At 46.7% G+C, this 23417-nt stretch carries 18 protein-coding genes; 5 read left to right on the forward strand and 13 right to left on the reverse strand.

What is annotated here, in order from left to right; all coding sequences use genetic code 11:
• Positions 1-31: 31 nt before the first annotated feature.
• The 5 genes from AAA943_RS17625 to AAA943_RS17645 all read left to right on the forward strand — a co-directional run bounded on the left by AAA943_RS17625 (position 32) and on the right by AAA943_RS17645 (position 4450).
• A complete protein-coding gene (locus AAA943_RS17625; RefSeq protein WP_338225605.1) occupies positions 32-1513 on the forward strand; it encodes an APC family permease in 1482 nt (493 codons plus the stop codon).
• 1 nt (position 1514) lies between these two features.
• Positions 1515-2966: an aldo/keto reductase gene (locus AAA943_RS17630; protein ID WP_338225606.1), complete on the forward strand. Its 1452-nt coding sequence runs from the start codon at positions 1515-1517 to the stop codon at positions 2964-2966.
• A gap of 65 nt (positions 2967-3031) precedes the next feature.
• Positions 3032-3571: a methylated-DNA--[protein]-cysteine S-methyltransferase gene (locus AAA943_RS17635; RefSeq protein ID WP_338225607.1), complete on the forward strand. Its 540-nt coding sequence runs from the start codon at positions 3032-3034 to the stop codon at positions 3569-3571.
• A 76-nt stretch (positions 3572-3647) separates the two neighbouring features.
• Positions 3648-4001: a hypothetical protein gene (locus AAA943_RS17640; protein ID WP_338225608.1), complete on the forward strand. Its 354-nt coding sequence runs from the start codon at positions 3648-3650 to the stop codon at positions 3999-4001.
• Between the two features lie 26 nt (positions 4002-4027).
• A complete protein-coding gene (locus AAA943_RS17645; RefSeq protein ID WP_338225609.1) occupies positions 4028-4450 on the forward strand; it encodes a nuclear transport factor 2 family protein in 423 nt (140 codons plus the stop codon).
• A gap of 69 nt (positions 4451-4519) precedes the next feature.
• On the opposite strand, the gene AAA943_RS17650 is transcribed toward AAA943_RS17645, so the two are convergent.
• The 13 genes from AAA943_RS17650 to AAA943_RS17710 form a co-directional block, all read right to left on the reverse strand.
• Entirely contained in the window at positions 4520-5137 is a 618-nt protein-coding gene (locus tag AAA943_RS17650) for a hypothetical protein (protein ID WP_338225610.1), read from the reverse strand.
• 166 nt (positions 5138-5303) lie between these two features.
• A complete protein-coding gene (locus AAA943_RS17655) occupies positions 5304-6947 on the reverse strand; it encodes a hypothetical protein (RefSeq protein WP_338225611.1) in 1644 nt (547 codons plus the stop codon).
• A complete protein-coding gene (locus AAA943_RS17660) occupies positions 6931-7899 on the reverse strand; it encodes a FecR family protein (protein WP_338225612.1) in 969 nt (322 codons plus the stop codon). The genes AAA943_RS17655 and AAA943_RS17660 overlap by 17 nt, the downstream gene beginning before the upstream one ends.
• Positions 7896-8537 carry an RNA polymerase sigma-70 factor gene (locus tag AAA943_RS17665; protein WP_338225613.1) on the reverse strand — a complete coding sequence of 214 codons (642 nt, stop codon included), beginning with the start codon at positions 8535-8537 and terminating at the stop codon, positions 7896-7898. The genes AAA943_RS17660 and AAA943_RS17665 overlap by 4 nt, the downstream gene beginning before the upstream one ends.
• 78 nt (positions 8538-8615) lie before the next feature.
• Positions 8616-10055, reverse strand: coding sequence for a TolC family protein (locus AAA943_RS17670; RefSeq protein ID WP_338225614.1), 1440 nt, complete (start codon positions 10053-10055; stop codon positions 8616-8618).
• Positions 10052-13219, reverse strand: a complete 3168-nt coding sequence (locus AAA943_RS17675) for an efflux RND transporter permease subunit (RefSeq protein ID WP_338225615.1) — start codon at positions 13217-13219, stop codon at positions 10052-10054. The genes AAA943_RS17670 and AAA943_RS17675 overlap by 4 nt, the downstream gene beginning before the upstream one ends.
• A 26-nt stretch (positions 13220-13245) precedes the next feature.
• Positions 13246-14439: an efflux RND transporter periplasmic adaptor subunit gene (locus AAA943_RS17680; protein WP_338225616.1), complete on the reverse strand. Its 1194-nt coding sequence runs from the start codon at positions 14437-14439 to the stop codon at positions 13246-13248.
• A gap of 73 nt (positions 14440-14512) precedes the next feature.
• The gene (locus AAA943_RS17685; protein ID WP_338225617.1) at positions 14513-14857 is read right to left on the reverse strand and encodes a hypothetical protein; all 345 of its coding nucleotides are present in this window, start codon (positions 14855-14857) and stop codon (positions 14513-14515) included.
• A 214-nt stretch (positions 14858-15071) separates the two neighbouring features.
• Positions 15072-15890 carry a sterol desaturase family protein gene (locus AAA943_RS17690; protein WP_338225618.1) on the reverse strand — a complete coding sequence of 273 codons (819 nt, stop codon included), beginning with the start codon at positions 15888-15890 and terminating at the stop codon, positions 15072-15074.
• A 196-nt stretch (positions 15891-16086) separates the two neighbouring features.
• Positions 16087-16548, reverse strand: a complete 462-nt coding sequence (locus AAA943_RS17695; protein WP_338225619.1) for a hypothetical protein — start codon at positions 16546-16548, stop codon at positions 16087-16089.
• Positions 16549-16674: 126 nt separating this feature from the next.
• Entirely contained in the window at positions 16675-17769 is a 1095-nt protein-coding gene (locus tag AAA943_RS17700) for a phosphoglyceromutase (protein ID WP_338225620.1), read from the reverse strand.
• A gap of 132 nt (positions 17770-17901) precedes the next feature.
• Positions 17902-19059, reverse strand: a complete 1158-nt coding sequence (locus AAA943_RS17705; protein WP_338225621.1) for an efflux RND transporter periplasmic adaptor subunit — start codon at positions 19057-19059, stop codon at positions 17902-17904.
• On the reverse strand, positions 19059-23378 hold the full coding sequence (locus tag AAA943_RS17710) for a CusA/CzcA family heavy metal efflux RND transporter (RefSeq protein ID WP_338225622.1): 4320 nt from the start codon (positions 23376-23378) through the stop codon (positions 19059-19061). Before AAA943_RS17710 ends, AAA943_RS17705 begins: the two co-directional genes overlap by 1 nt.
• Positions 23379-23417: the final 39 nt, after the last annotated feature.

Consider the following 23417-nt stretch of genomic DNA (forward strand, 5'->3'; position numbering starts at 1 on the left):
GGTTTCCTGCTTCTTTCCATTTTAGCCAAAGATGAATCAAGCACCCCCTCACCTATCCCGCCAACTCGGGCTTTTGGGCTTGGCAGCCACAGGAATCTGCTCCATGATCGGGGCATCAATCTATGTGGTGCCGTTTATGATCCAGCGCAATGTCCCGGGAATCGGCCCCTACGTGCTTCCTGCTTTCCTGTTTGCTGCCATTCCGGCGGTGTTTGCCGCCTTGGCCTACACCATTTTGGCTTCAGCCATGCCCCGGGCGGGAGGATCTTACCTTTACGCCAGTCGGGCAATCCATCCCTATTTTGGATTTGCGGCTAGCTTTTCCCAGTGGTTTGGACTCTCCATCGTGATCGGAGTGATTGCCTATGTGGTGGTTCCCTTTTTTAGGGATGTGGCTCAAGCTTTGGCATGGACCGATGTGGCTGATTTTCTGGAAATAGGCAGCGTAAGGGTATTGCTCTCTCTTGCTTTACTCTGGGCTTTTGTGGGCATCAATATTTTGGGGGTGAAGTTTTATGAAAAAACCTTGATTCCGCTGATGTTGCTCATGTTTGGACTGGGAGCGATTGTGATTGTCTGCGGTTTACTTTACGATCAGGGTGATTTTCTTTTGGCCCTTCAGGAAAAAGACCAGCAAACTCAGGAACTCTATTCCGGAAGCTTCGATTGGAAAACCTTCCTCTCGGCAGCAGCCCTGCTTTTCTCCAGCTTTATCGGCTTTGATGCCATTGCTCAGGCGGGAGGAGAAGCGAAAAATCCGGAGAAAAACCTTCCCCGTGCTATTGGATTGGCCATTTTTGGGGTAGGCTTATTCTATTTTGCCTTCACCTACGCCGTGTATCATACCGTGCCTTGGCAGTTTGTGGCGGAGGAATCCCTGAAAAAGGACCTCACCGCAGCTGGATTGCTCAGCTATGTTTTGCCTTCGAGCTTGGGCGTATTAATCCTTTTGGGAGCCGCTATTGCGCTTCTGAATGACCTACCGGCAATGATTCTTTCCGTTTCCCGATTGGTTTTCTCCTGGGCTGAGGACGGGATTTTCCCTTCCCGGCTTTCCAGAGTTCATCCGAAATACCAAAGTCCCTATTTGGCAATTTTACTCAGTGGGATGATTTCTACTTTGGGGATTTTGGGGAGTCAATTTGCAGGGGATTTCTTTCTGGGGATCGACATCATGGTCACTTCCATGCTGGTAAATTTTCTCCTGATGTGCCTTTCTTTGCTGCTTTTACCCAAAGTAAATCCCACCCTTTATAAGCGGATTATCGTGCTGAAAAGCCAATTCCTTCAGCGTTTGGTGGGTTTTGCCGGGGTGATTTTCCTGAGCGGGTTTTTGATCATCCACGTGACGAAAGATTTGCAAAGTCCACTCTCGGAATGGTATTTTCACTCCACCTGGATTTGGCTGCTCGTGATGGGGCTGGCCTCCCTTTATTTTATTTTCCGATGGAAAACCAAATTCTCCCGAAATCCAGCACTCAAAAATCAATTCTCTCAATTACCTCCTGAATAAGATGTCAATTTCAACAACAATCCAACTTGCTCCCGGACTGACGATTTCCCGAGCATTGATCGGCCTCTGGCAGATCGCCGATATGGAGCGGGATGGCAAAAAAGTAGACCCCATACCAGCCGCCCAAGCCATGAAGTCCTATGTGGATGCAGGTTTTCATACCTTTGACATGGCAGACCATTACGGTTCGGCGGAGGAGATATCGGGAGTTTTCCGGAAAACTTACGGACAAAATTTGGCCCAACATTTCACCAAATGGGTGCCTTCTCCGGGCAATCTGACCAAAGCCCAAGTTCGCGAGGCGGTCCAAACTGCCCTCTCCCGCATGCAAAGCGAGCGCATCGACTTGATGCAGTTTCATGCCTGGCAATATGCCCATCCCAGCTGGCTGGATGCCTTATTTTGGCTTCAGGAACTCAAGGAAGAAGGCCTGATCGGGCATTTGGGGTTGACCAATTTTGACACAGCTCATCTGAATATCGCCCTCAATTCCGGAGTAGAAGTCGTTTCCAATCAGGTTTGCTATTCCCTTTTGGATCAGCGGGCTGCAGGAGAGATGACCGCTCTCTGCCAAAAGCACGGAGTCAAACTCCTGGCATTTGGAACTTTGGCGGGAGGATTTCTTTCCGAAAAATGGCTGGAAAAACCTGAACCTCAGCTGAATGACGCGCTGACTTGGTCACAGATGAAGTACAAGCGCTACATTGACGCAGCAGGAGGTTGGGAGAAGTTTCAAAACCTGCTCCGAGTACTCCAACCCATTGCCCAAGACCATGGAGTCAGCATTTCTACCTTGGCCAGTCATTTTATCATGACCCGCCCTGCAGTCGGTGGAGTGATTATCGGCGCAAGGCTGGGGCAAAGTCAACATCTGGAAGAAAATCGGCAACTGTTCTCTTTTTCCCTAAGTGAAAATGAAGAGGCCGCTATCCAAAACGCCTTGACCCAACTCCAGAAAATCCCCGGTGACTGTGGAGATGAGTACCGAAAACCACCTTTTCTGACTGCATCTGGAGACTTGAGTCATCATCTGGACAGTTTTCCAGCCCCCTACCCCACCAAAGCAGGTTCGGATGGAAGGACCAAAGCCCTTAGCGGAACGATCTGGGAGGATATCGCAGGATTCAGTCGGGCCATACGAAAAGGAAACCGGATTTTAGTGTCCGGCACCACCGCTACGCATGGTTCCAAAGTGATTGGAGGCAATGATCCCGCCGCACAAACCCATTTCATTTTGGACAAAATCGAAGGAGCTATCCTCTCTCTCGGGGGAAAAATGGAGGATGTGGTCCGCACCCGGATTTTTATCCGAAATGTGGAACATTGGGAGCCCATCTCCCGAGCTCATGGCAAGCGCTTTGGAGAAATCCAGCCTGCCAACACCATGGTCAAGGCGGAATTGATCGGAGATGAGTATTTGGTAGAAATTGAGGCGGAAGCTGTCGTAGAATAATCCAAAGACCAGGTAAATTTTCAGAAAAGGACCTAACTAGCAGTCTATTCCTTCCCCTCCTTTCGATGAAAAAGATCCTTACCCAAACTTTCAAAACACCGGTTGGAGAGCTGATTCTCGGAGCCTTCGAAAATCAGCTTTGCCTCTGTGATTGGAAGTACAGGAAAATGCGAAAATCCATTGATTCACGGATTCAAGCCGGGCTGAATGCAGAATTCATCGAGGAGGACTCCCCGGTTTTTTCCCAGACCAAACTTCAGCTTCAGGAATACTTTGATGGCAAAAGAAAAGTCTTTGACCTGCCTCTCATGCTGGTTGGAACCCCTTTCCAAAAACAAGTTTGGAGGGCTCTGCTTGAGATTCCTTTTGGACAAACCGCCTCCTATCTGGAACTCAGTCAGCAACTTGGCAATCCTGATGCCATTCGGGCAGTAGCCTCCGCCAATGGAGCCAATGCCATTTCCATTGTGATCCCCTGCCATCGCATCATCGGTTCGGACGGGAGCTTGGTCGGCTATGCCGGAGGGCTTGAGGCCAAGAAAAAACTGCTGCTTTTGGAAGGGGTAAAAGCAAGCTCAGCCAAAAACCAAATCCAGCTGTTTTAACTCCTAAGCAGGAAAAACTTCCGCTTTTTTGCTATCTTTTTCATGGTTTTGACCTTTTAACAAATCAAAGACAAGCATGAAAAATCTTCTTTTCTTCCTCTTTATTCTGGTTTTGGGTACGGGTACCCTTCAAGCTCAGGAAAAAATTGACCTAACCGGCACTTGGGTGGTGGATGTGAATACGGATATGGGCAGTGGCACTCCGACTTTTGTATTGAAACAAACAGGGGAAAATATCACCGGAACCTACACCGGAAGCTTGGGAGATGCCCCAGTCACAGGAACGCTCAAGGGAGATGTACTTCACTTGGAGTTTTCTATCCAAGGCAATAAAATCACCTACGACGGCACAGCTACAGCCCAGGAAATCAAGGGATCGGTGGACTTGGCAGGTATGGCCACGGGATCATTTCTGGGAAAAAGGAAATAACTCTATAATCACAAAATCAAGATCCGATGAGATATATATTAATTCTTTGCCTGAGTTTAGGAAGCCATTTGGCTTTTGCTCAATCTCAGGCTGAAGTCCTCACAGCCGTAGAAAGAATGCGTCAGGCCATGCTGGCTGAGGATGCCGAAACTCTTGCAAAACTCACCTCAAAAGACCTGAGTTATGGCCACTCAGCCGGGACAATAGAAAATCAGGAACAATTTCTCGCTGAATTCGCCTCCAAAAATGTGGACTACCAGCGCTGGGATATGTCAGGGCTGGAAGTCCGGTTTTATGGCAAGGAGCTAGCCATTGTGAGACATGAAGTGATTGGGGAAATTCTATCCAATGGAAACCTAAACACGCTAAATCTGGGACTGATGATGGTGTGGGTCATAGAGGATGGAAAATGGAAGCTCCTGGCCCGACAATCCTTTCGAAAGCCGTAATACAAAGAATCCCGGATCGCTCTCGCCATCCGGGATCTTTTCTTTAGCTGATATGCTTAGAATTTTCGATCAATGCCAGGCATTTCTACCCCACTTTCCTCCCCAGACAAAATAGCCTAGGGTAAAGCCAAAGTATTGATTGGTAGCCTCCCCGACGATATCTCCGTCAAAGTTTTGAAGGTCGCTTTTTGGAACGAAGTTGTATTCCAATCCCAATCGGAACTTACCCAATTCTACCCCAGCCCGAACCATAGGAGCCCAGGCAAAGGAAGCTCTCAGTTCCTGGAGCTCTTCCCAATCCGAGTTATTGCCTTCTACATCAAGGTTGCTGATCGTGTAGTACCCAAATCCACCCCCTACGTAAGGAGCAATACGGGAATTCCCCTTGTTGAAATAATAGTTGGCCGTAGCCGAAAAAGAGAAATTGGCGCTGAGCTCTCCCTCGTAATCCTCAGGAATTTCATAGTAGATGACGTCTTTTGCCATACCAACTGCCGCAAACCGCATCCCTAAGGCCAGGTTGTTTTTCACCAAAACCTGAGGTTCCAAATTCACCAAGGCTCCGATTCCACCGCCTTTAGGAGCTGCTGCACCCAAATCCATTTGAAACCGAAAAGAATCCGCCCGCTGGGCAAAAGCCAATTGCACAGAAGCAAAGAAGGCCACAAGAATGAATATTTTTTTCATCGTATTTGATTTTTGGGACAGCTGACCAGCCCATTTATAGGACTGATCTGACTGTCTCTGGTTTAGTTTTCAGGTATAGGACAATCGGAAAGGATTTTACCCCTATGCTTGGGTGAAAAAAAATTTCGAAATGAAGGAAATCAGAAAAAGAGAGCTTTTTTACTGATCAGAAAAAACGGAAACCGGCCCTAAACCCCATCCAAAGTTGGGACGCTAGGCCCCTTTCTGCATTTTCAGATTCATGAAAAATAGAGGGATCGGTGTAGGAAAAAAGCTCCGGATGGCCGGAAAATCCGGTATCATACCGCCTCCAATTAAGAGTAGGTCCGGCAAAAAGCCCAAAGTTCTTCTGGAGTCGAAACTCAATTCCTGCATAAGCTTTGGAAACCAGATTCAGGGCCTGGACAGAACCATTGGATATTTGGTCCGCACTTAGTTCCAGATTCAGGAAAGAATTTTTTCCCAGCCTGGGAGACGTGCCAATCCCATACCCAAAAGACCAGGTAGGTGTATCCAAACTCTCGGGTCTGAACCCTGCCTGAAAAAAGTTGTAAAGCCTCCGGGTTCCCGATCGAAAAGAAAGGTTCAGAGGAAGCATTTCATTTGCACCGAATTCCAAAGTTCGGTAGCCATTTCTCACCCAATTGATCAACCCTAAAGATACCCCCGAGAGGCTGTCTGCCACGTTGACCAACCCGAGTTGCAAACCGGAAACCTTTCTCCCCCGATTTAGAAATGCACTCATCTGTACTCCTTGGACATCCTGATGGGCGTAATTAATAAATCCTGCTGCCTGCACTCCCTGAAGCGATTCTGTAGTCAAATTGATCAAGCCGGCCGCTTGAAAAGCCTTGACTGAATCCAAAGCCATATTTACCAATCCTGACCACTGAATTCCCCGGGTCTGACCTCCCACTTGATTGTAAAGTCCCGCAAGCTGAACCCAACTGACATTACCCCGATCGATATTGAAAACCCCTCCCAGTTCTGCCACTCGGGTTCCTCCAGAATAGCCTCCGATTAGATTGAATGAAAAATCATTGACAACAGCCCCGGAGATTTTCTTGTTGCTGCCGACAAATGGAACCAAAGTAAACTGAACTTTGCGACTGAGCGTGGAGTCCAAATTTTGGGAATTCCGAACCCCTTTAGAGTCTTTTGTCCAAAACCAAACCTCCTTGGCTGACTCTGATACGCTTTTCCCCAATTTCTGCCAATCAATTTCATCGGCCTTCAGCCGGATTTTTTGAAAAGCAGATTTCCGTTCCAGCAATAAGGTGTCGGAGTAATTCTTCTTGTTTACAATGAGCTGAAAATTCTCCTCCGCAGGATTTTTCACTTCCAGCTCGAAATACCCAAACTGATCCGTAGTGGAAGACTTTAGTGTGATTGGGTCATAAATAGTGGCATTTCGGATTCCCTGCCCTTTTTCATCGACCACATAGCCACTTATAACTACTTCTTCTTTTTTTGGTTTTGGGGTAAGGATGACATAATTCCCCTTGGTCTTGAACTGCACCTCCCCACTGAAAACAGTCTCCAAAACCTCCCGAAGGGGGCGATTTTCAAAATTTCCCGAGAAATTCCGCTTGACCTCTAGGACAGAGGGACTGTAAGAAAACCTGCAAGCCGCTTCCTGTTCCAGCTTTTTCAATACAGACTCTACCGGCTCCTGATCAAAGGACACCGTCAGCTTCTTTTCCAAAAAGGGAACTTCTTGGGCCTGACTTGCAAAAGAAACCAGCCAAGCTGCCAAAACAACAAACAGCAAGCGACTGAAGCCACAAAAACTACTATTGACAGCCTTCACCCCGAATAAAAATTTGATCTGAGTCGTACACCACCTCCAGAAACAAGGTTTCGGAGATGATTCCAAGGATGGTATCCAAGTCTTCATTTTCAAAAGTCACCGTCAGCCTGCAATCAGATAAGTTAGGATCCAATAGAATCGTTTTCCCAAAGCCGGCAGACAAATCTTCCACCACTTGCTCCAAGGAACTTTCATTGAAAAAGAATTGCCTGCTTCGGAAGGCCGCCACATTCGGATTGGCTGATTCCTTGGTGAATTTTTGGGTCTTTTTGTCAAAAACCCCTTTTTCACCGGCTATCAAGTCGATTCCTTCCTTGTCCGTGAGGAAAAATCTCACTTCTCCTTCCTGTACGGAAACCTCCACGGTCTCAGCATCGGCATATCCCCTGACGTGGAACACCGTACCGATATCCAAAATCCTCAATTCACCCACTTCCACCAACCACTTAACTTTTTTGGTATCGGGGATAGATACCAGCGCCTCCCCGTCCAGTTGGATCAATCCCGTCTTTTTTCGCTCATTGTAATCCACTTTCACTTCTGTCCCCTGCTTCAGAGCCAATTCCGTCTGATCGGGCAGGATTTCGGTAAGATTTTCTCTTTCGCTGACGAAAGTGAATTCTTGGGAAGGAAGATTCTGGTAAAACACATAGGCCAAGGCAAACACCAAAATCAAGCCTGCTGCAATCCCCCATACGGGTATCAGGAAACGGGATTTCCTTTCATTTCCCCTTAATTTCTGATTGACTTTTTCCCAAGCAGCATCCACATCCACTTGCAATTCTCCCTGAACCTGTGCTTTCTCAAAAATCAAGCGGGCATTATCCAAGTATTTTTGATTTTCAGGTGAGAGGGCGCACCACTCCAATAGCTCAGACCTTTCGCTTTCTGAGGCTTCACCGACCAGGTACTTACTGATCAATTCTTCGGTAGCTTGCTCAGGAAAATTCATGGTTCCAAAAATCGATTCATTAGTAGTGCAATCAGGGGTAAGTAGTCCTTGAGTTGACCTCGCATCAGCCTCAGAGCCTTTCCCATTTGATTTTCAACAGTTTTGATGGAAATGCCCAACTGATCGGCAATTTCCTGGTATTTCAGCTCCTCAAAGCGGCTCATGGTGAAAATCAGGCGGCATTGCTCGGGAAGCTTTTCGATGGCCTGATGAATTTTCCTTTCCAATTCACCTTCCAAAGTCAGATGATCGGCAGGAGAGGAAAAGGATTCATCCATGGCCAACTGTTTGGCCTGATAAGCCTGCTTGACCCGCTCGTGTTTGAGTTCGTTCAGGCAGGAGTTGCGTACAGCCCGGTAGAGATAAGCCTTGAGGGAAGAGTCGATGCTGATTTCTGCTTTTTTCTCCCAAATACCTATAAATGCAGCCTGAACCACCTCCTCTGCCCAATCGGGGTCCTTGAGATAAGTGCCTGCAAATCGGCATAAAGAAGGGTAATGAGTTCTGAACAGCATCTCGAAAGCAGGGATTTGGCCTGACTGAATCTGAAAAAAAACCTCCTTGTCCGTGATTTGCATGGGTTCAAAAAACAATCCCTGCAAGATAGGCTTTTTGGTTTCTTTTTTCAGAAAAGACAATCAAGGAAGGCCTTACCCCTATTTGGAAAAAGACTTTTTTACAGCATGGCAAAAAAAAGGGGGAAAATCCCCCTTTGTTTAATTCCATCCCCCACCCAAGGCCCGGTACAGCTGCACGTGGGACTGCAGTCGGGAAGCTTTGAGTTCGGCCAGTTCGATAGCCGATTCCAAAGCTCGACTCTGAGCAGTGATTACCTCCAGATAGTTGGCATAGCCTACTGAAAACAGGGTATTGGAGTTTTCGATGGAGCGCTCCAAAACCGATACCTCGTATTGCTTCAGCTTGAGTTGGTTGTCATAGGTTTGAATCTGATTGACCAGATCGAGGACTTCCAGATAGGCGTTGAGGGTACGTTTTTCGTACTCGAGCAAGGCAATCTGCTGATCGGTTTTTGCCAGTTCAAATTCGGTTTTGATCACCCTGCGGTTGAAAATGGGTGCGGTCAAACCTGCTCCAAATTGGTATACAGTAGATGCCGGGCTGAAGAAGAGTTTCGAAAACTCAAAAGCATTAAATCCTGCCATACCAAATAGGGTAATGGAAGGATAAAAAGCCGCCTTGGCAGCATTCACATCAAACTTGGTCGCCTGCAGGCCGAATTCCGCTTCCCTGACATCCGGTCGGAACTGCAAAAGCTGGGCAGGCAATCCTACTTCCAGTATTCTTGGACGCTCCACAGCACTGTCCAGCTCGATCCGCTCAAGAGGAATATCAATAGAACCCACCAGGCGGGTCATTTCATATTCGGCGGACTGCTGCTCTCGGAGTTTGGCTTCCAGCTGGGACTTGGAGTTGAGCACCAAGGCCTCAAATTGATCAATAGCCAGCTGATTGGCTCGTCCGCCTTCCTTAAGCTCCACAATCAGCTGAAGTGCTAATTCCTGAAGGCGAATATTTTCATTAAGGATTCCAATTTCAGCATCTACGGCCAGCAATTGATAATAGGTAGAAGCCACCTCGGAAATCAACCAGGTCCGGACGCTTTTGGAAAACTCCTCCGAAGCTAGGTAACGGGCAGCTGCTGCTTTTTTGCGATTTCTCAGCTTGCCCCAAACATCAATTTCCCATTCAAAATTAGCCCCGATTATGAAATCCTTGTAAGGATCGGGAATCAGCTGATCCTCGGTCAAGTCTTCAGAGAGATTGGTATCGAAGTTGCCTACTCCGTCCATGGTAAAGTCGCCAAACTTACGCTGGGCGGCTCCTGCTCTTCCGGAAATTTCCGGGAGAAGACCGGCCTTGGCCCTCATCATCGATGCCCGGGCTGCTTTGATCCGCTGCAGGGTGATGAGGTTGTCTTGATTGTGAGCCAAAGCAATGCCGATCAAGCCCCTGAGTCGGGGGTCGGCAAAGTAGTTCTCCCAAGCGATTTGAGCCATGGTGGCGGTGGAGTCTGCTTCTTCTTCAGAGAATTGGTCAGGTAGCTGAAGATCAGACTCGGGATGAGTTACATTCAATGATTTGCAACCTGAGAATGCCAGCATTCCCAAGAAGCTCAAAATCAACAACTTTTTCATGCGTGTACTTCTTGGCTTGTTGTGGTAACCTGGAGTCTTTTGGCTTTCTTTTCCTTGAGTCGGGTATCGATGGTCTCAAAGACCACATACAATCCCGGAATAAGAAAGACTCCTACCAAAGTGCCGATCAGCATGCCTCCTGCTGCAGCAGTTCCGATGGTTCGGTTTCCGATCGCACCGGCACCGGAGGCTAAGGTCAGGGGAATCAATCCACAGATAAAGGCAAAGGAGGTCATCAAGATCGGACGGAGACGCTCCACCCCGCCGTTGATGGCACTTTGCAAAATGGAAAGTCCTTTGGCTCGGTTTTGAATGGCGATTTCTATGATCAGAATGGCATTTTTACCCAGCAAACCGATCAGCATCACCAAGGAAACCTGAGCATAGATGTCATTTTGCAAGCCTACCAGATTGAGAAAGAGATATGAGCCAAAGATCCCTGCAGGAAGGGAAAGAATGACAGAAAGAGGCAGCATGTAGCTTTCATACTGGGCCGAAAGGAGCAAATACACAAAGACTAAACAAATCAGGAAGATGTACACTGCCTGGTTTCCCGACGCAATCTGCTCCCGGGTAATCCCCGACCAATCGATATCAAACCCTCTTGGCAAGGTTTCCAAGGCTACTTCTTCTACTGCTTTGATGGCATCCCCTGAGGAAAAGCCGGGAGCGGCATCCCCGGAGATCAAAGCCGAGTTGAACATATTGTATCTTGTCAGCTGCTCAGGACCGTACACCCGCTCCAAGGTCACGAAGTTGGAATAAGGAACCATTTCTCCTTCCTTATTTTTGGCATACATCTCCAAGAGAGACTCAGGAGAGGTTCTGTACTCAGGTGATGCCTGTATCATTACCTTATACATCATCCCATACCTGATGAAGTTGGAGGCATAATAGGACCCAATGTAGCTTTGCAAAGTCTCCATGGCATTATCCACGGATATCCCCAGCTTTGCGGCCTTGTCGTGATCTACAGTCAATAAAAACTGGGGAAATGTTGGGTCAAAATTGGTAAATGCACCGGAAATCTCAGGTCGTTCATTGAGCGCCGCGATAAACTCCTCATTGACCAAAGCCATATTATCCAAAGTCCCCCCGGACTTATCTTGAAGTCTTAGCTCAAAGCCTGATGCATTTCCGAAACCGGGAACAGGAGGAGGAGCCAAGAATTGAATATCCGCTCCCTTAATATGGGATGTACGCTCGGTGTACTCAGCCATCAATTCGTTGACATCTTTCTCCCGCTTGTCCCAAGCTGCCAAATTAATCATCCCCATCCCGTAGGAAGCACCTGCTGTTTCGGTGAGGAGAGAATAACCAGCCAAAGTGGAGACGGTCTCTACCTCCTCCAAAGGAAGCAAAGCGGCCTGAACCTGATTCATGATTTCGGAAGTCCGGTCCACTGTAGCACCAGGAGGGGTAGTCACATTGACGTAAACCATTCCCTGATCCTCATTGGGAATGAATCCCGTCGGAGTGATCGCCAACATGCCATAAGTAAGCACGAAAAACAAAAGCAATGAACCGTAGGTGACCACTTTTCGGTTGGCAATTCCTTTGACCACCGTGGTATACTTTCCGGCAAGGGTTTCATATCGGGCATTGAAGCCATTGAAAAACTTCTGCAGCCAGCTTTCTTTTCCTTCACCGGCATGATGCATGGGTTTGAGCATCATGGCACAAAGAGCAGGTGAGAGGGTCAAGGCATTGATCCCCGAGATGACGATTGCAATTGCCAAAGTCAACGAAAACTGTCGATAAAATATCCCCACAGGACCTGAGAGAAAACTCACGGGGATAAACACCGCAGACATGACCAAAGTGATGGCCACTATGGCACCTCCGATTTCTTTCATCGCAGCAATCGTCGCATCCAAGGCATTGAGTTTCAGCTCATGCATTTTGACGTGTACGGCCTCTACCACCACAATGGCATTGTCCACCACAATCCCAATCGCCAAAACCAGTGCGAAGAGGGTCAGCAAATTGATGGAAAAGCCAAAAAGCTGCATAAAGAAGAGCGTTCCAACCAAGGATACCGGCACCGCGATCGCCGGAATAAGGGTAGAACGGAAATCCTGAAGGAAAATAAATACCACGATAAACACAAGGAGGAAAGCCTCTACCAGAGTTTTCAATACTTCGAAAATAGAGGCGTCCAAGAATCGGCTGACGTCATAAGACACATTGAAGGTCATTCCCGGAGGGAAAGAGGAACCCTCCAGCTCGGTCATTTTGGCCTTGATATTGGAAATCACATCTCTTGCATTGGAGCCGGGCCGCTGCTTGATCATGATAGAGGCGGAAGGTTTTCCATCGGTCATCGAGACCATGGAGTACTCCAACGCGTCAAACTGAATATCGGCCACATCCTTTAGTTTGAGTAAAGATCCGTCAGGAAGGGCTTTCAGGGTGATGTTTTCGTAGTTTTCTTCCTGATTAAACTTCCCGGTATATTTCAATACATACTGCAAAGCTTGGGGATCTCGATCGGAGGAAATCCCCGATTTGCCTGGAGCAGCCTCTACGTTTTGGGCACGGATAGCTTCAGTGACATCCTGAGGGGAAAGGTCATAGGCTGCCAGCCGGTCCGGCTTCAGCCAAACCCGCATTGCATAATCTTTCATCCCCATAATCTCAGCCCTGCCCACTCCATCGATCCGCTTGAGTTCGGGAAGGATATTGATGTCCGCAAAGTTGTAGACAAACTTCTCGTCCTGAGTGGAATCCGAAGTGGTCAGATTGAGGTAAAGCAGCATGGAGTTGACCTCCTTTTCCGTTTGCACACCAGCCCGGATGACCTCCTCTGGGAGTTCATCAAGCACAGTGGCCACCCGGTTTTGGACGTTTACAGCCGCCTGATCAGGATCTGTTCCTACTTTGAAGACAATATTGATCAGCGTGATCCCATCGTTGGTATTGACCGAAGTGATGTATTCCATTCCGGGAACCCCATTGATGGCTCGCTCCAAAGGAGTAGCCACTGCTTTAGCCAAAACTTCCGCATTGGCACCGGTATACCTCGCGGTGACAGTCACTGCGGGAGGTACGATATCTGGAAACTGGGTAATGGGCAAGGAGGTTAAGGCCAAAATACCCAATAGCGTGATAAACACCGAAATGACCGTAGAGAGAATCGGTCTTCGGATAAATAGCTCAAACATGTCGTGGAATTTTTTAAAGCCTCAGATCAACGGGCACTCAAAAGATTGTGGTACACGTCCGCGGCTGTAATGGCCTCAGGAACTACCTTGGATCCGTCTTTGACTTGCTGAATTCCCTCCAGAACAATCCGATCTCCCGGCTCAAATCCATCAGCGATGTAATAAATATCGTAGCGCTGAATCGGCTTGAAGCTTCTTACCTTCACCGTATTCTCCTTATCCACCACATAGACATAGGTAAAATCTTGGATCTCAAAAGTAGACTTTTGAGGGATCAGAAATACATCTTCGAGTTTGGAAAGCATTTCTATCTTTCCAGAAGCCCCATGTTTTAGTAAATTGTCCGGGTTGGGGAAGCGAACCCGGAAGCCGATCGAGCCTGTACCTGACTCGATATCCCCTTCTGTGGTTTCAAGCTTTCCTTTTTCAGGATATTTTTCCCCATCGGACAAGATGAGGGTCAATTGCTCAGAAAAGGTTTCTACGTTACCTCCTTCAATCTTGCTTCTCATGAAATTGAGGTATTCATTTTCATTCACTTTGTAGTAAGCAAATACAGAGGAAATGTCTGTGATGGAAGTCAGAAGGTCATTTTCTGTGACCAAGCTTCCGATTTTATGAGGTATTCGGTCCACGATACCATCAAAGGGAGCCTTAACGGTGGTGTAAGAAAGTCCCGTCTGGGCAGCTTTGAGTAAGGATTCCGCCTCTGCGATTTGGGAGTCGGCCACGGCTTTTTTGGATTTGGCCAGTTCCAGTTCGGAGGATGAAATAATTTTTTTATTTACCAAAGTCTGCAAGCGCTCCATCTCCACTTTTGCGGCAGTTTGCTCGGCTTTGGCACGGGCCAAACCTGCCCGGGCGGAGTTGACCATTTCATTGTATTCAGCCGAGGAAAGCTGGAAAAGCTTTTGGCCTTTGGAGACAAACTGTCCCTCATCCACGAAGATTTGATCCACAAAGCCCTCCACTTTTGATCGAACTTCGACAAATTGGATTGCTTGTATATCCGCAATATAGGTCTGGGGTACTTCTACGGCTCGAGGCTGCAGTTCCAAGACCGGAACGCTGACGGCCTCAGTTTCTTTGTTGTTTTTTGAATTTCCTTCTGTGCAGGAGGCAATGATTCCGGATCCCAGTACCAAAGAGGAAAATAGGACCAAAGAGGTATTGGCAAATGTTTTCATAGCAGAAAACACGGATGTTTTTTCAGTTTTCATGGAGTTAAGAATAGAAGATGAAGCCTAACTTCCGATCGGAAGCAGGAAAAAGAATCAGGCAAAAAAGATCAAATCAGGGTGCATTGACCTGAATGGCAAATTCAATGAATAATCTGAAATATCGCTGTAAGTGAATTTTAGAGTAGGACTTGGCAATTTTACAGGTTAAAAAGAGTAGCCCCTGAGCAGGAGAAAGATCTTCACTTCGCTCATTTTTTATTCTTTGGGAAGAAGATTGAGAAGCTCGAATGCGGGCCTCGGTAGGCACATGATCTGAAAAGTCCGACTCAAAAACACTGAAGGAATCCAGGTCCGAAATAATCGGGGAATCTGGCAAAACCTTGACCGGTGCATAGTCCCGGACGGAATAGGCGCCTAAAAACAGCAAGAAAACAATAAAACCGAATATCCTTTTCATGGTCTAGTTAAGCAGGCTGTAAACAAGGGTAAATGCTAGGCAATCCAAATTTTATACAAAGCAAAGAATAAACCGGGTATTATTTCAATAAGTTTCAAAATTATCATTATCATTTTTTATTTAAATGGTAAAAATGATTGATCATTTGAAAATGATCCTGTCCATTAGATGCGAAAATCTAAACTGATCTGGAATTCTTTTAGCAAATAGAAAATCAGGAATTAATGGCGGAATGCCTCTCCCGGGTGTGATCCTCAAATCTTTTGGTGAATCCGGCATCTTCTGTTTTCATCCACACATCCCAAAAAGTGAAGTAGAGACCATAATTGCAGCGGTATTTCAAATGGTGCTGATCGTGATGGGTAGCACCGACCATCCATCGAAAAAAAGAGTTGGATTGCGCTCCTTCAGGGTAAACCTCAATTCCGGAGTGATTAATAACGGCAGTGATCGACATGGTAAGAAGTAGGGCAATCAAAACAAAAAAGTGCATCGGCAATACCAAGATCAAGATCGGAAGGAAAATTGCCTGTAGTCCTGCTTCTATTGGATGAAAAGAAAAAGAGGTAAATGAACTGGTGTAAAGGCTATTGTGGTGGATACGGTGAAAATGCCTCAGCACTTTAGGTTGATGCATCCAACGGTGAAGCCAATAATAATAAGTCTCATGGATAAACAAGGCCAAGAAATAGGAAGCCGGAATCCAAATCAAATCCCACCAGCTCAATCGGGTGTACAACTGAGTAAGACCGGATTGCCAAAGAATAAGCAATACCACTCCTGCAAAGGCGAAGATCAATCCTCCCAAAAAGGAATACCGGATTTCCTTTTTCACCTGAGGCAGGCGAACCTGCTGATGAAGCCTCCGATAGGGCATAGTATCTCCCAACTTCTTATAAACCCACTCATGGTAAATCCAGGCCAAAGCCAAATACCGTAGAAAAATCCCTACAAATAGGATGACGAAAATCAAAAGAAAGTTTCCCGGTGCTTTGTAATCAGGAATTAGTAACCAATCGAGATTGAAGTCCATTTCTTGAAGCTACGAATGCGCAAAATTAGCAAAATAACCAGCTATGAACCTTGTGAAGAGTCTGATATTTGACCCTTGGTAAGGAAATAGAAAGTCCAGACTGATTTTTCAATCTGGACTACTCTTAAAACTCCTCGGTGGAGGTAAATCTTTTGCTGACCACCCTATTCGGAAAGAGACATTTTTCAATCAGGACTTATTGAGAAGGTCGGGAGAAAAACATCCGGGTAATAAAAATTCCCTGACCGTCTTCAGCCCCTCCATCACTTTCCACTCCGCTCGTTACAAACCGGAGATCCCAGCCTTCTGCCATCAGTTCCATGATTCGTGCCCCAATCATGGCATCGTTGCTGGCAATGTTTTGAAAGTTGATTCCTCCGATGGAAAAGAAGTTGAGCAATTTGGTTTCGTCAAATTCATCTACTTTGATATCCTTACGTCTTACTGACCCCTGATTGGATTTGGTTCCGTTAGTTCTTGAGGTCCGATAATCTTCAGTATTGATTTCAGTCATGTTTTCGATCATCCGGCTACGCCCGATTCCGGCCGGGACGATGGATTCGACCACAGTGACGACTTTCCACTCGGGAATATCCTGAGCTTGGGATTGCTGGTAAATGGCAAAAACAGCCAAAATTGCGAGCATTGTTTTTTTCATAGGATAAAATAGCTTGTTTTGATTTTTCTTGAACGAGACAAAATAAGAAAAGGCAACAAAACTGAGATTTTTCCCCATTTATTTTCTTGGACTTCTTCGAAATATTCAGGAATGATGGAGAAGAGGTTACTTTTCTTCTATCATAGTTGAAATCACCGATGCCGCTTTCTCATCAGGATACTCCAAACCCAAAAGCTTAAAAATTGTCCTTGGCAGCATGGCTGAGTACCACTGCCCGGTAGTCTTAAGCTCACCCAGTGCAGGGGTATCCGGCCCGATGGCCATCATCCAGATTTCTCCAGCGTCCGGCACTGAGGAACCATGGCTTTTCCAGCTGCTTTTATTTGTACCTCTACCATGGTCTGTAGTCAGAATTAGTGTAGTCTTTCCTGCGTAGTGAGGGTCTGCCTTTACCCAATCCCAGATTTCCCGAATATAGGCATCCGTTTGCCGGGCTGACCAGAGGTATTCATCGTATTTGCCACCATGAGCCCAATCATCCGTTTCGCCATAGCCAATATATAGGACTTTAGGACGATGCTTTTTCAAGCCTTCCAGAGCAAAATGATGGGTAAAAGGATCGAGACGAACCGAGCCCCAAGGACCTCTGATTTCACGCTGCAGGCGATTGATCATTTTCTCTGCCTCCGTGAGATTTTCTCCATCTGCCAAATCAAATCCTGCATTAACTGGAATTCCACTTCTTTCTTCATTGATGATGGAAGGAAAAACGTCCCAGCTACCAAAGGACATTACCTTTCCCCTATAGTCAGGCATTTGATTCAGGTGCTCCAAGAAAGTCACATTCGGATTGGGGATTTTATCATTCGAGTTGATCCGCTCATCATCGGCAAAACCACTCAAAAGCTCATTATATCCAGGATAGGAAAACCACATCTTGTTTTGATTATCCACCTTGTTGCCAAAAGCCCGATTTCCGTAAATCTGCCCCTCTTTGGCAATGACATCCCAAATAAAAGGAAACAGCATTTTCCGTCTGACCTGTGGATTTGGATCCCAAAAATCATCCAAAAGTGAACCTGCCGCAGAGATCATCCCTGTATCATCCACAAACAGTGAATCTGCTCCTGTGAATAGCTCCTGCCAACGCAGACCATCAAATGTAATCAGGATTATATTTTCTGTTTGGGTCTTTTTTTGAGCAAAAGAAGACCCTGTTGTAAGTAGTATAAGGCAAAGGAATCCGACAAACTTTCTCATACGGGAAAATCAAAGTGAAGGCCTGGTAGAATTCTCCTCCAAGGCTTAAGACAAGGTAAGGAGGAATAATCTGAATTTCCCTCCTTTTTATCTGGATAGCTTCTTCTTTGCACTCTGGAGAATGAATTTTTGCTACATCAAATTAAACCCACCCTTCACCAAAATCTTGGTCTCCGGAGTCATGCCCTCCACTGGCTGAATGGAAATCATTCCCTGATTTGGGGCTCCTGGATTGACCTCGATCTGCTCCAATTCATAGCCTTCCTCTGTTTTGGACTTTTGGATGAGGATAAAATATTTCCCATCCACCTCGGTGATTGCCTCCTCTGGAAGGCTCCATCCGTTTTCAGTTTCCAAGTTAATCCTGGCCTGTACAAACATCCCGGGAATCAAATTTTTCCCCAAAGACTCATCCACCAAATCCGCATGGACATTGATCTGACGCTGCTCATTTACAGTTTGACCCACCACATGAATTTCTGCTTCGTAGACTTGATCTGTCTGATCAGGGAGAGAAAAAACCAGCTTCTGACCTATGTAGACTGAGGCTGCATCCTTTTCAAACAGCACCAATTCGATATGCAGGTGATCTTTGTTCAACAGGCTGATGGCTTTCCCCGAAGCAGGCAAAAACTGACCGGGAACCACATGCACCTCCTCCACAAACCCATTGATCGGAGAGACCACAGGCACCTTGGAGCGAATGGTTTCCGGGGTCAGTTGATCGGCTGATATCCGTATCAAGCTCAGTTGCTTTTTCAGTCCCTGGCTCTTGGCTAAAGCTCCCCGGAAATCTGCCTCCGCTTTCAGCAGATTTTTTTGCGCAGAAATCTGTTCTGCAAAAAGCGTCTTCTGTCGCTCATACTCCGCTTTCAGGTAGTCCAGCTGACTGGAGGTCTCCAGATAATCCTGCTGTAGGCGGACAAAATCCGGATTTTCAAGATTGAAAAGGACCTGCCCTTGGCGCACGGCCTGCCCTTCGATCAAAGTCAAGTCGCTCACATGCCCGCCAAAGTAGGCTGAGATTTCCTGCATGCCTTCTACAGGAATTTTCACGGTTCCTTGGACAGTAAGCTGTGAAGAAAAGTCTCCCGTCTTGATGCTCCCCCATTCCATTTCCATGGTGGAAAATTGGGTATTGGAAAGGAAAATCAACTCCTTGGATTCCTTTACTTCCGTGACTTGAATTCCTTCTTCCTGGGATGATTCTTTTTCCCCACAGCTGAAAAGCATACTGACGCCAAGAGCCTGCAGAAGAAAAAAACGTGGTGTGATTGGTAGCGATTTCATCAGTTGTTGAGGTAAATGAGTTCTAATTGATTGAGTTGATAGTCCAGTTTTGCCTGGAGGTACTGTAAGGTGATCAAGCGGGAATTTTCGATTAGCTGTACATATTGGAGAAAGTCAATTTCCCCTTCTTTGAAAGAGCGAACGGCCTGTTCTCTCAGCTGCGTCGAAAGATTTTTTCCCTCCGATTCATAGTAGGAAATGACCTGCTGGTTTTGATCCAATTGTTTTTGGATTCGATCAAAATTGGTTTGAAGTCGTTGACTGTAAGCCTCAGATTCCAGCAGAATCTGTTCCTGCTGAAATTTACCGGCTTTGATTTTGGCGCCTTGACTGCCAAAGAAAAGCGGAATCCCCACACCGGCCTGAAAACCGGGATAAACCCTCGCATCCGGTCCTGGATTGGTCCCGCGAAATACATCCAATTGAAACTCCGGAAGGAGAGTTCTTCGCTCGGCTTTGGTCTGACTTTCGGCCTGAAGATACGCCGCCTGATAAAGGAGTGTAGATGGATGATTTTCCCAATCCATCGGTTCAGGAAGTGAGATCGGAGAATTTTCCAATTCAAATTCAAAATCAATATTCAAAAGCTGTCGGATTTGACCTTTGGCAATTTCAAAGTTTCGTCTTGCCTCTTCTTTTTTCAGGGCAATTTCCCTCTGCTTGCTTTCAGCAGTCAATTTCTCCAGCAAGTTACTTTCTCCTGTCTCCAACCTACGGGTGGCAGCTCGGGCAAACTCCCCATACAGACTATCCAAGAATGAATAATTTCGGGCCAGTTCCTCCCAATAAAGTGCCGTGACAAAAGCTTGGCTTACTTGTTTCTTGAGCTGCATAGTGCTTAACTGAAATCGGGCAGACTCCTGTAGCTCTGCTGCCTGAAGTACCTGCTTCTGTGCGGAATAAACGGACGGAAAAGCAAAACTTTGTCTCAATCCCCACACCCGGTTGTAAATTCCGTTTTCGGCAATGTCATTTTCATCCTGAGCGTAATACAGCTCCGTTTTACCCAGAGTCCAACCCGATTTACTCCTTGCAGCAGCTGACTCCAGACCTTTTTGAGCGGCTAGGATACCTAAGTTTTGTTCTTCGGCAAGTTGAAGAGCTTGATCCAAGCTAAGCTTTTCTTTTTCAGTTTGAGAAAAAGCAGGTAGAGTAAGAAATAAAGCCAAAATGACAAGAGTTACGCTCTTTTTGGAACCGGTAGATTCCTCCTTGGGACGATTAAACAGGATATACAGGACGGGGAGTACAATCAGGGTAAGCAGAGTAGCAGAAATCAATCCGCCCACCACCACGGTAGCCAAAGGTCTCTGAACCTCGGCACCGGCAGAAGAGGATATAGCCATAGGCAAAAAGCCCAAAGCGGCAGCTGAAGCGGTCAACAATACCGGACGAAGCCGCTCTTTGGCCCCGTGAACCACCATGTCCTGAAAAGAGCTGAATTGATTTTTCATCGATTTGAAGTGTTCAATGAGTACGATCCCATTAAGTACTGCAATCCCAAACAGCGCAATGAATCCTACTCCCGCAGAGATACTGAAGGGCATATCTCTCAGCCACAAAAGAACCACACCACCAATTGCTGAGAAAGGAATGGCGGTAAAAATCATGATAGCATCCCTAGAAGAGGAGAAGGCAAAATACAGCAGGATAAAAATCAAAATCATTGCTATGGGAACCGCAATGAGTAATCTGGAGCGGGCCTGCTGAAGATTTTCAAACTGTCCTCCGTAGTCCACCCGATATCCTTCCGGGATATCGATTTTGGCTACGATCGCCTGAATATCATCCACCACAGACTGCAGATCCCTGTTTCGCACATTCACTCCGATTACTATTCTTCGCTGGGTATTGTCCCGGGAAATCTTCGCAGGGCCTTTGGTATAGGTGATGGTCGCCAGTTCATTGAGAGGTACACTTCCTCCAGTGGGTAACTGGATGGAGGCATTTTCCAGATGAAAAATGTCCTTTCGGAAGGGCTCAGCGAATCTTACCACCAAGTCAAATTGCTTTTCCCCCTCAAAGACCGTCCCGGCACTTGACCCAGCGAAGCCCATGGTCACCACCTGATTGAGGTCTTCCACATTGAGCCCATATTTGGCGATTTTGCTCCGGTCATATTCGATTTTCATCTGAGGAAGACCATCCACTTTCTCCAATATAATGTCCGCAGCACCCTCAACTCCCTGAATGGAGGCTTCTATCTTCTCAGCCGTTTCCAAAAGCACATCCAAATCCTCCCCAAATACCTTGATGGCCAAATCAGCCCTCACTCCAGTGATCAATTCATTGAAGCGCATCTCAATAGGCTGGGTAAACTCGTAATCCAATCCCGGAATGGCCGTAAGCGCCTCCTTAAACTTCTCTGCCAATTCATCCTTGGTCTCAACTGTGGTCCATTCTGAAGGAGGATGAAGAGTCACGATCACATCACTCTCTTCCATGGACATGGGGTCGGTGGGGATTTCGGCTGCTCCGATACGCGTCACTACCTGATTGACTTCGGGAAACTGAAGCAGGATTTTCTCCATCTTGGTGATGGTCTCCACGGTTTTGGAAAGGGTGGTCCCAGTCTTCAAGACAGGCTGTATCACAAAATCTCCCTCATCCAAAGTGGGCACAAACTCAGCCCCCATGGTAGAAAAAAGAAGAATCGCTCCAGTCAAAATCCCCGCTGCTCCAATCAGCACCACGCGTGTATGACGGATCGCCCATTGAAGGGAAGGTTCATAGATTCGATTCAGAAAACCGATCAATCGTACAGAGATATTTTTTGGTCCGGGAGGGTCGGATTTAAGAAAAATAGAAGAAACAACAGGTACATAGGTCAGCCCCAAAATCATCGCTCCAACCAAGGCGAAGCTAAAAACCTCAGCCATGGGACGGAACATTTTCCCTTCTACTCCGGAAAGGGAAAGAATAGGAATGAATACGATAATGATGATAATCTGCCCAAAAATGGCCGAATGCATCATTTTTGAAGCTCCGGTAAAAGCGATCTTGTCTTTTTCTCCCTGCTTTTCGGCCTTGGATAATCCCTGAAATACCGAGGAAGATTTGGAAAACTGATAGGCGATAAACTCCACGATAATCACCGCCCCGTCAATGATAATCCCAAAGTCTATCGCCCCCAAACTCATCAGGTTGGCATCTACTCCGAAAATATACATCATCGACAAAGCGAAAAGTAAGCTCAAGGGAATCACCGAAGCCACGACCAAGCCTGAACGGAAATTTCCCAACAGCAAAACCACGACAAAGACCACGATCAAACACCCGAGAATGAGATTTTCGGCAATAGTGAAGGTAGTCCTTCCGATCAGATCCGAGCGATCCAGAAAGCCGTTGATTACAATCCCTTCCGGCAAAGTGTTTTCCATTTTGGCAATGCGTTCCTTGACCCGGTCTATGGTCCTTTTCCCGTCTGCCCCTTTGAGCATCATCACCTGCCCGAGGACTTTTTCTCCCTGTCCGTTGGCAGTGATTGCCCCGAAGCGATTGGCATGGCCAAAACCGACTTGGGCAATATCTCGGATATAAACAGGCGTACCCCCTCTCACCTCCACGACGATATTCCGGATATCTTCCAGATTGGCAACTAGCCCTTCTCCCCGGATAAAAAAGCTTTCATTGGTCTTTTCGATATAGCTACCCCCTGCAATAGAATTGTTTTTGGCCAAAACCTCATAGACAGCTGCCAAATTGATATCCATAGCTTTCAACCTCTCCGGATTGATGGCTACTTCGTATTGCTTGAGAAATCCTCCCCAAGTATTGATCTCCACCACGCCTTCGATTCCGGCGAGCTGTCTACGGACTACCCAATCTTGAATTGTCCTTAAATCAGTGATAGAATATCTGTCTTCATAGCCAGGCTTGACGTCGATGATATATTGATAAATCTCCCCCAATCCGGTAGAAATCGGACCCATAAACGGAGTCCCAAATCCCTGTGGAATCCTCTCCTGAGCCATAATCAAGCGCTCGGATATCAGCTGCCGAGGGAGGTAAGTCCCCATATCTTCCTCGAAAACGATGGTGACCACCGAAAGTCCAAACTTGGATACCGAACGAATCTCCTTGACCCCGGGAAGATTGGCCATTTCCAGTTCTACGGGATAGGTCAGGTATTTTTCCACATCCTCCGTGGCAAGATTTCTGGAAGTAGTAATGACTTGAACCTGATTGTTGGTGACATCAGGGACCGCACCGATGGAAAGTCTCGACAGGGAAAAAATCCCAAATCCTATCCAAAAAGCAGTAAAAAGGAAAATCAGGAGCTTATTGTGGATACTCCATTGGATAATACGGTCAAGCATGAGCTGGATTATTTTACCCAAAGGTCAATATCCAGCATT

Origin of the sequence: Algoriphagus confluentis (assembly GCF_036245625.1) — a bacterium.
GTDB classification, from domain to species: domain Bacteria; phylum Bacteroidota; class Bacteroidia; order Cytophagales; family Cyclobacteriaceae; genus Algoriphagus; species Algoriphagus confluentis.

Bases quoted from the DNA above. Each gene is read 5' to 3' on its own strand.
- AAA943_RS17670 (WP_338225614.1), bottom strand. From the start codon at position 10,055: ATGAAAAAGTTGTTGATTTTGAGCTTCTTGGGAATGCTGGCATTCTCA.
- AAA943_RS17685 (WP_338225617.1), bottom strand. From the start codon at position 14,857: ATGAAAAGGATATTCGGTTTTATTGTTTTCTTGCTGTTTTTAGGCGCC.
- AAA943_RS17690 (WP_338225618.1), bottom strand. From the start codon at position 15,890: ATGGACTTCAATCTCGATTGGTTACTAATTCCTGATTACAAAGCACCG.
- AAA943_RS17695 (WP_338225619.1), bottom strand. From the start codon at position 16,548: ATGAAAAAAACAATGCTCGCAATTTTGGCTGTTTTTGCCATTTACCAG.
- AAA943_RS17635 (WP_338225607.1), top strand. From the start codon at position 3,032: ATGAAAAAGATCCTTACCCAAACTTTCAAAACACCGGTTGGAGAGCTG.
- AAA943_RS17680 (WP_338225616.1), bottom strand. From the start codon at position 14,439: ATGAAAACTGAAAAAACATCCGTGTTTTCTGCTATGAAAACATTTGCC.
- AAA943_RS17710 (WP_338225622.1), bottom strand. From the start codon at position 23,378: ATGCTTGACCGTATTATCCAATGGAGTATCCACAATAAGCTCCTGATT.
- AAA943_RS17630 (WP_338225606.1), top strand. From the start codon at position 1,515: ATGTCAATTTCAACAACAATCCAACTTGCTCCCGGACTGACGATTTCC.
- AAA943_RS17660 (WP_338225612.1), bottom strand. From the start codon at position 7,899: ATGAATTTTCCTGAGCAAGCTACCGAAGAATTGATCAGTAAGTACCTG.
- AAA943_RS17650 (WP_338225610.1), bottom strand. From the start codon at position 5,137: ATGAAAAAAATATTCATTCTTGTGGCCTTCTTTGCTTCTGTGCAATTG.
- AAA943_RS17645 (WP_338225609.1), top strand. From the start codon at position 4,028: ATGAGATATATATTAATTCTTTGCCTGAGTTTAGGAAGCCATTTGGCT.
- AAA943_RS17700 (WP_338225620.1), bottom strand. From the start codon at position 17,769: ATGAGAAAGTTTGTCGGATTCCTTTGCCTTATACTACTTACAACAGGG.
- AAA943_RS17640 (WP_338225608.1), top strand. From the start codon at position 3,648: ATGAAAAATCTTCTTTTCTTCCTCTTTATTCTGGTTTTGGGTACGGGT.
- AAA943_RS17625 (WP_338225605.1), top strand. From the start codon at position 32: ATGAATCAAGCACCCCCTCACCTATCCCGCCAACTCGGGCTTTTGGGC.
- AAA943_RS17705 (WP_338225621.1), bottom strand. From the start codon at position 19,059: ATGAAATCGCTACCAATCACACCACGTTTTTTTCTTCTGCAGGCTCTT.
- AAA943_RS17675 (WP_338225615.1), bottom strand. From the start codon at position 13,219: ATGTTTGAGCTATTTATCCGAAGACCGATTCTCTCTACGGTCATTTCG.